The sequence below is a fragment of the Methanobrevibacter sp. genome (assembly GCF_045130115.1).
Classification (GTDB): domain Archaea; phylum Methanobacteriota; class Methanobacteria; order Methanobacteriales; family Methanobacteriaceae; genus Methanocatella.
This window is the reverse complement of sequence record NZ_JBGUPC010000059.1, coordinates 88,488-94,738: the sequence shown is the minus strand read 5'-3', so window position 1 is coordinate 94,738 and position 6,251 is coordinate 88,488. Positions and strand designations below refer to the sequence as shown.

Below are 6,251 nucleotides of genomic sequence, written 5' to 3'. Positions count from 1 at the left end.
AGATGACTAATCTCATTACAGTAATGTAGGTGATTAAATGGCACAAGATATTATAGATGGAATTAATCCAACTCGTATGGAATTATTATCCCTTAAAAACAGGACTAAACTGGCTGTTAAAGGTCATGGTTTGCTCAAAGAGAAAAGGGATGCTTTAATCAAAGAGTTTTTTGATATCTTGGATCGTGTCAAAGGTATTCGTGAAAACGCAGAATTAAGTCTTAAAGAAGCAAACGAAGCTTTAGTTGAAGCTCAAATTGCTATGGGTGATTTAGCAGTTAAAAAAGCTGCATTATCCGTTAAAGAATCCATTGATGTTGAAATCACATCAAGGAGCGTTATGGGTGTAGCAGTACCTGTTACCAATGTTAAAATGGAAGAAAGATCCATTATTGACAGAGGTTACGGTTTTGCAGACACAACCATACAATTAGACGAAGCTGCAAAAAAATTCGAGGAATCTCTCAAGTATTTAATCGAACTTGGTGAAGTAGAAAAAACAATTTTCTTGCTTGCTGAGGAGATTGAATCAACCAAACGTAGAGTAAATGCTTTAGAGCATATTATGATTCCAAGATTCCAAAATACTGAAAAGTATATTGATATGAGACTCCAAGAAATGGAAAGAGAAAACTTTGTAAGATTGAAAATGATTAGGTCAACAATGGAGAAAAATGAAAAAGCTGCTGCAGCGGCCGAAGCTGCTAAAAATGCAGAAGCTTAAATTTTTCTTAATACTTCTCATTTTCTTTTATTTTTTATTATTTTTTAAATTTAAGGTTAAATTTTTAATTATTTTTAAAAAGAAGTTATTTTATTGAGTTACTGTAAAAATATTTTTTACTGGAAATGGTGTAATAATGAAAAGAAATCCAATTGACCAATTTATGAAGGACCCAGACAATAAGGCCAAGTTATTTATCTGGATGACCCGTGCAATGATTATTACTACTTTTTTGATAACAATTGGGGTAATAATTTTTATTATGCATCTAGTCGGTTTCTTTTAGCTGACTTATCAACAATTTTACCGCTTAATTCTACTTTTTCATATAATTTTTCAAAATCGGCATCACTATCGATTATTGTCAATAAGGGTTCATCCTTTTCGGTGATGGATCCGATATGGGGCAGGTCATAAATGTTATCCAGGTCCATTTGATGGTATTTCATTCTTGTTGGTGAATAAATTATTTTTTTATAGGTATAACATTGTGCCTTTGGAATTTCCATGACTTCACCCTGGCATGCCATGATGTGTGCTTCCAGCATATTTATTCCAAATGATTTTTCAACACATTCGAATGTACCCTGCAGCCTTGGATTAATTTCTATAACATGCAGTCCTTTTTCATTTAGGATATAGTCCACACCGTTTGATCCGATCAGATGGAATTTATCAATCAAATCTTCACTTGTATTTTTCAGTTCTTCATTGATGCTTTCAATATCCTTTACGTCACTCATTATGGATTTGTCTGTTAAAGGCAAAATGTTTCCAACGTATATGAATGAATTGTCCTCGCCAAAGTCATTCATTGTAAGCAATCTTGAATTTGTAATGGTTTTTGTTTCATTTTCACTGGACAAGACTGATGAGCTTAGGTTGATTCCTGATACATATTCCTGCATGATGAATTCACTATCACCAAATTCAATGTCAATATCATCATTCAACAGGTTGATGTCATAACCTCCACTTCCTTTAAGCGGTTTTAAAATAAATTGAATGTCTTGATGATTTTCATTTATTTCAAATGCTTCACCTATATCACTTAGGTGAAAAGTCATAGGGGTTAAAAATTCATTTTTGATTTTTTTGTAAAATTCGAATTTGTCTTCAACACTTTCTACATCATGATTGCCCAAAATCTTTTTTCTGTCTTTTTTTGAAAAGTCACTTGGTGAGATGCCTGAAATTGGAATGATGTAGTCAACCTCATCAATATAGTCCTGTGACATTTCCAGGATTGACTTGCTGTCAAAATTGTCTTCAAAGATTCCGCAGCTTTCCCCATCGCTTTCCTTTAGAATGATCTTTTGGTTTTTGATGGTGGGAGTGTCGGATGTTGAAAAATAGCTTGTAGAATAAATATCATAATCTAGCTTTAATGCGCTGTTAAGCATACTTCTTGTATCAATTCCAATAAGCAATAGCTTTTCCATAAAATATCAGTAAAAAAAGTTTATAAAAGTAGTCCCGAGCGGAGTCGAACCGCCGTCTCCGGGTCCAAAGCCTAGAAGGATTACCACTACCCTACGGGACTATATCTGTTGTACGGTATACAACATTTAATATATATTTATTAGGTAGTATTTATACCTATCGGTTATTTGGTAATTTTTGATAAAATAAGCATTTTTCGCTCCACTTACAATTAAAACAGATTTTAGATACACTTTCTTTCGTATTGAATATTTCATCAATTTTGTCAAATAGTTCAGTGGAATCATACTCTTTTTTGATGTCCAATTTTTTCAGTACTTCCCGATCCATTGAGATGACCCTTTCGTTTTGTGTTTTATCTTCACAAATGCCATCCATCAAATTCGGACATGAAGCACAGATGTCATCAGCACAGTCGCAAAGTGAAACGGTTGTTTGAGGCAGTTTTCTTTTAGAATTAATAAAAGTCATGTTTTCAACGAAGCTTTCATCATAGCCATATCCCTGAAAACCCTTAAGACATAACAGGTGATGTCCTCTTAATCTAATATTCATTAAAATCAAAAAATAAAAAAAGAAGGTTTTATAAAAACCTTAGTCTTTTGGTAAAAATACTTTGGACACTGAAGCTGCACCTAATATTTTTACAATGTCTCCTGCAATGAATGGAACAAGACCCATCATTAAAAGGTCAACGATTCCGACAGGGGTTCCTTGCATGCTTAAGAACAATGCAAGACCTGCTAAACCAGGAATATAAATCAATGCAAAGTTTGCAATTCCAATTGTCAGAGCCATTTTTTTGAAATTACGTGCATCAGCATACTTTTCAGTAATTAATCCTATAAAGTAAGATGCGATAACGAATCCGATTAAGAATCCTCCGGTTGAACCTAAGAGTATGTCAAGTCCGCCGGTCATTCCTCCAAACCAAGGAATGAATGCAACACCTAAAACGATATAGAGGATTTGGCTTAAACATCCGTATTTTTTACCTAAGAATAAACCAGAACATAACACTGCGAAGGTTTGTGCAGTTATAGGAACTGGAGTCCATGGAAGCGGGATAATGATCTGTGCCATTATACCGGTTAAACATGCCATCATCAAGGACATGAGTAGTTTAGTAGCTACACTAGCGTCCTGGATTCTTTCGAAAACATTTTTTCTAGTGCTGTAGTAACCATCGATATTAATATTCATTTTTTACCTCCAATTTCCGATGTTTAAATTTTATAAGTATGAATTTATTCTTATTTAGTTTATAGTTATTAATTTCACGTTTTGCGGTTTTTTAACGATGTTCATAGATTTGAAAGCAACCAATTTTTTGATTCCTTTTTCAGATGCAACATCGACCAGTCTTTGTGATATTACTCCATCAAATATGACTGTATCGGCGGTTCCTTCAATATTTTTGATTTCTTCGTAAATATTTTCCACTTCAACTTCTTTTGTCATATTCAGTGCTTCATCCAGAATGGCTCCGCATCCGGTTCCTTCGAATTCTTTAAGCATGTCTTTCATTAAGGTGACTTCGTCATCCTCAACTTCAGGTTCTGGCTCTTTTACAACTTTTTGCTTTTCATTGCGGTTGTATTTTTGATTTCTTCTATTGTGTCTGTTGTTGTTTTCTTTTTTATGATTGTTGCTGTTGCCAGAATCATTTAAAATATTGGTTGTAGCTAAAAACTGTGCGGTAGGAACTTTGTCTCTGAGTGCAACAAGGACTTCGTCCTTTTCAAGATCTTCCACTTCTTTTCCTTTTGGCGCACGTGTAATGTAGTCCACTTCACCAATTTGTAAGAGTTCTTTTAATATAAGTTCTCCACCTCTGTCACCGTCAACAAATGCAGTGGTGGTTCTTTTTTTACTTAATTCACCAATGGAACGAGGTACGCTTACTCCTTCAACAGCTACAGTATTTTTGATGCCGTATTTGAGTAAGTTCAATACGTCGCTACGTCCTTCCACGACAATAATTGCATCGGATGTGTGTATGCTTGGACCAGCAGGAAGACGGTCTTCTCCGTATTCAGAGATTTCATGAACTCTCATGGCTTCTCTTACTTCTTCAATCATTCTCATGCTGGTAGGGCCAACGCTTTCAACCATCTTTTTGTAGATTTCTTTTGCACGGTTAACAACTTGTTCCCTTTTGACTGCCCTTACATCTTCAACTTTTGTTGTGTGTATCTCTGCTTCACAAGGACCTACTCTATTGATGGTTTCGAGTGATGCAGCGAGGATGGCGGTTTCAACTCTATCCAAACTGGATGGAATCACGATTTCACCTTTTGCTCTTCCACTGTTGGAGTGGATGTTAACTTGGATTCTTCCTATTCTTCCAGTTCTTTGGAGTTCTCTTAAATCTAAATCATTACTAAGTAAACCTTCAGTTTGCCCAAAGACAGCACCAACAACATCTGGTTTTTCAACGATACCGTTAGCAGTAATTTGAGCATGGATTAAATATTTTGTTGTTGTTAATTCTTCACCTTTTCCCATATTTAAGCCTCCTAAGCTTTTAATCGGGATAATTTATGTAATTGCTAAAAATTTAAATTATTTTTAGGTGAAACTTGCATAAATTACACGATAATCTTGCCTTTCGACCTTTTATACACTAAAAAAGAGCTAATACATTTTTGAGAAATTTACTATTGGGTATTACTTTTTATTTCTTAATTAATTTGGTTATTTGATTTCATAACTTCATCTTAACTTTTAATTTCCCTAATACTAAATTTTCTCCTTTTTTTGATAAATTAATAATAATTAATAATAATGAATAATGTATGTAAACTCTATGAGTATATAAATGATAAGTATTATTAAAATACTACAATTATTATTTAGGTTAAACTCATATATAAAATCTATGAAATCTATTTTAATCATGTCGAATAAATTATTATACAAGTGGTGAATTCATGTCAGTTACTCCAAAAGATTTATTGAATAAAAATAAGAATTTAAAAAAACGTGTTGATGTTAGTGAAATTGATTTAGATGGTGTTTCAATAGGCGATTTGACCTATAACGGTAAAAATTATTATGAATACATCAATTTAATGTCTCTTCTTGAAAATGTTTCTGCCTGTCAGGTTTCCGATGCATATAACGGGATATCAAAAAGGTCCGGCACAATTCAAAATATCAAACCTGTCAACAATCAAAAAGTTTTCGGATCCATATTCACTGCAGAAACTGCCTCTGACGATTGGGGAACATCTGCCCTTGCAATAGACAGTGCTAGTGAAGGGGACATACTATTTTTCAAAGTTGACTCAGAAGATAAGGCTATTTGGGGTGAGTTGGCATCAACTTGTGCTCGTGACAATGGCATCAAGGCAACTGTCATTTATGGTTCTGCAAGAGATCTGGACGCTCTTTTATATATGGATTATCCGATTTTCGCTTCTAATTTTTGTCCAAATGCAGGATCTGCTTTAGGATTGGGCACATTAAATGAAAGTATTGAAGTGGAAGGCACCACCATCCATCCTGGTGACTTTTTCATTGGTGATGAAAGCGGCATTGTAGTTATCCCTAAGGAATTGTTTGCAAAAACAATGCTTGCAACACTTGAAGTCAAGGTCAAGGAATCCAATATTATCGATGCTATTGAAAGTGGAAAAACTTTAGCTGAAATAGTCGGACTCAAATAGAAAAACATTTAAATAGAAATCAATATTTATATATAAATATATCGATAACTTTATATATAACCTATTTCTAATTATATAAATGATACAGATTTGATTTTAAGTTTGATTTTATGAAATTTTTAGGAAACAGTTTGCATATAGCAAACTCTGGAAAATTAATAGCGAGGTCCACCAAAACACCTTCACCCGGTGGAATTGTATTTGACAGCAATAAAAACAAGATTGGTAAGGTAAGTTATGTTTTTGGACCTACAAAAGAACCATATGTCTCTATTAGACTATTCAGATCAGCTGATAGGGACAAAATTGAAAAAAATTGTGGTGAAAAACTATTTGTATCAAAACCAAAATCCAAAAAACCTAGAAGAAGGAGGATGAAAGCACGACACAAAAAGTAAAAGAAGCTCCTGCAA

General features: G+C 33.8%; 7 protein-coding genes and 1 tRNA gene. 3 read left to right on the top strand and 5 right to left on the bottom strand.

Translation table 11 applies throughout. The annotated features are described in order from the left end of the window. Nucleotides 1–37 precede the first annotated feature (37 nt). The gene (locus tag ACJMML_RS10485; protein ID WP_287412609.1) at nt 38–724 is read left to right on the top strand and encodes a V-type ATP synthase subunit D; all 687 of its coding nucleotides are present in this window, start codon (nt 38–40) and stop codon (nt 722–724) included. Between the two features lie 260 nt (nt 725–984). On the opposite strand, the gene ACJMML_RS10480 is transcribed toward ACJMML_RS10485, so the two are convergent. The 5 genes from ACJMML_RS10480 to dnaG all read right to left on the bottom strand — a co-directional run bounded on the left by ACJMML_RS10480 (nt 985) and on the right by dnaG (nt 4,675). Further along, on the bottom strand, nt 985–2,166 hold the full coding sequence (locus tag ACJMML_RS10480) for an ATP-grasp domain-containing protein (protein WP_405307270.1): 1,182 nt from the start codon (nt 2,164–2,166) through the stop codon (nt 985–987). 29 nt (nt 2,167–2,195) lie between these two features. Then, a tRNA-Gln gene (locus ACJMML_RS10475) sits at nt 2,196–2,267 on the bottom strand. Nucleotides 2,268–2,323: 56 nt separating this feature from the next. Continuing rightward, nucleotides 2,324–2,722, bottom strand: a complete 399-nt coding sequence (locus ACJMML_RS10470; protein WP_405307269.1) for a DUF1284 domain-containing protein — start codon at nt 2,720–2,722, stop codon at nt 2,324–2,326. A gap of 39 nt (nt 2,723–2,761) precedes the next feature. Further along, complete coding sequence (locus ACJMML_RS10465) at nt 2,762–3,364, bottom strand: biotin transporter BioY (RefSeq protein ID WP_405307273.1); 603 nt, start codon at nt 3,362–3,364, stop codon at nt 2,762–2,764. A gap of 60 nt (nt 3,365–3,424) precedes the next feature. Then, on the bottom strand, nt 3,425–4,675 hold the full coding sequence (dnaG, locus tag ACJMML_RS10460) for a DNA primase DnaG (protein ID WP_405307268.1): 1,251 nt from the start codon (nt 4,673–4,675) through the stop codon (nt 3,425–3,427). A 425-nt stretch (nt 4,676–5,100) separates the two neighbouring features. Between dnaG and ACJMML_RS10455 the strand changes: the two genes are divergently transcribed. Continuing rightward, nucleotides 5,101–5,838 (top strand): RraA family protein, encoded by a 738-nt coding sequence (locus ACJMML_RS10455; protein WP_405307267.1) that lies wholly within the window; start codon nt 5,101–5,103, stop codon nt 5,836–5,838. 110 nt (nt 5,839–5,948) lie between these two features. Then, a complete protein-coding gene (locus ACJMML_RS10450; protein WP_405307266.1) occupies nt 5,949–6,236 on the top strand; it encodes a Gar1/Naf1 family protein in 288 nt (95 codons plus the stop codon). The last annotated feature ends 15 nt before the right edge of the window (nt 6,237–6,251 follow it).

Bases quoted from the DNA above. Each gene is read 5' to 3' on its own strand.
- ACJMML_RS10455 (WP_405307267.1), top strand. From the start codon at position 5,101: ATGTCAGTTACTCCAAAAGATTTATTGAATAAAAATAAGAATTTAAAA.
- ACJMML_RS10470 (WP_405307269.1), bottom strand. From the start codon at position 2,722: ATGAATATTAGATTAAGAGGACATCACCTGTTATGTCTTAAGGGTTTT.
- dnaG (WP_405307268.1), bottom strand. From the start codon at position 4,675: ATGGGAAAAGGTGAAGAATTAACAACAACAAAATATTTAATCCATGCT.
- ACJMML_RS10450 (WP_405307266.1), top strand. From the start codon at position 5,949: ATGAAATTTTTAGGAAACAGTTTGCATATAGCAAACTCTGGAAAATTA.
- ACJMML_RS10485 (WP_287412609.1), top strand. From the start codon at position 38: ATGGCACAAGATATTATAGATGGAATTAATCCAACTCGTATGGAATTA.
- ACJMML_RS10480 (WP_405307270.1), bottom strand. From the start codon at position 2,166: ATGGAAAAGCTATTGCTTATTGGAATTGATACAAGAAGTATGCTTAAC.